Origin of the sequence: Xanthobacter autotrophicus (assembly GCF_029991245.1) — a bacterium.
In the GTDB taxonomy this organism is placed as follows: domain Bacteria; phylum Pseudomonadota; class Alphaproteobacteria; order Rhizobiales; family Xanthobacteraceae; genus Xanthobacter; species Xanthobacter autotrophicus_C.
In genome coordinates, this window is the sequence record NZ_JAIVFO010000302.1 from 1 (window position 1) to 1,165 (window position 1,165).

The 1,165-nt window shown below is 66.4% G+C and carries 2 protein-coding genes; both read left to right on the forward strand.

Annotation, left to right across the window (positions count from 1 at the left end; translation table 11 throughout):
- Window positions 1-946, forward strand: a 946-nt coding sequence (locus tag K9U41_RS22885; RefSeq protein ID WP_282643137.1) for a permease, incomplete at its 5' end; no start/stop codon positions are given.
- Between the two features lie 34 nt (window positions 947-980).
- The coding region (locus K9U41_RS22890; protein WP_282643138.1) for a thioredoxin family protein at window positions 981-1,165 on the forward strand (185 nt) is incomplete at its 3' end.

Below are 1,165 nucleotides of genomic sequence, written 5' to 3' on the forward strand. Positions count from 1 at the left end.
GCCGTTCTCCCAATGGCTGGTTGCCCGCCTGCCGGTGGAGCCCGGCAGCCATCTCGCCGAAGCGGTCGCGTTCTTCATCTACGACACGCCCAAGGTGCTGATGCTGCTGACGCTGGTGGTGTTCGCCATGGGCGTGGTGCGCAGCTTCTTTTCCGCCGAGCGCACCCGTGCGCTGCTCGCCGGAAAGCGCGAGGGGCTCGGCAATATCGCGGCCGCCGGCCTCGGCATCGTCACGCCGTTCTGCTCCTGCTCGGCGGTGCCGCTGTTCGTCGGCTTCGTCTCCGCCGGGGTCCCCCTCGGCGTGACCTTTTCCTTCCTCATCGCCGCGCCCATGGTCAATGAGGTGGCGCTGGGCCTCCTGTTCGCGCTGGTCGGCTGGAAGGTGGCGCTCACCTATCTGGCATTCGGCCTCTCCATCGCCATCGTCGCCGGATGGATCATCGGCCGGCTGCACTTGGAAGGCTGGCTGGAAGACTGGGTGCGCAACGTGCGCGCCAGTCCGCTCGAGCTGCCGCCAAACGGCCTGATGCTGGCGGATCGCATCAGGGCCGGTCTCGACGCGGTGCGCGACATCGTCGGCAAGGTCTGGATGTGGATCATCGCCGGCATCGCGGCGGGCGCCTTCATCCACGGCTACGTGCCGGCGGACCTGCTCGCCTCCATCATGGGGCGGGATGCGTGGTGGTCGGTTCCGGCGGCGGTTCTGCTGGGCATTCCCATGTATTCCAATGCCGCGGGCATCATCCCGGTGGTCGAGGCCCTGCTGGCCAAGGGGGCGGCGCTGGGCACCGTGCTCGCCTTCATGATGGCGGTGATCGCCTTGTCGCTGCCGGAAATGATCATCCTGCGCAAAGTCCTGAGCCTGAAGCTGATCGCCGTGTTCGTGGGCGTGGTCGGCGCCGGCATCCTCGCCGTGGGCTTCCTGTTCAACGCGCTGTTTTCTTGAAACAAGAAGGGCGAAGGCCAAGAAAGGCAAAACCATGAAAGACGTGAAAGTGCTCGGCCCCGGCTGCTCCCGCTGCGAGGCAACGGCACAGATGGTGCGGGATGAAGCGGCCAAGCTCGGGCTCGACGTCACGGTGGAAAAGGTCACCGACTATGCGGTGATCGCCGGCTACGGCATCGCCTCGACCCCCGGCATCGTCATCGACGGCAAGGTGGTGCA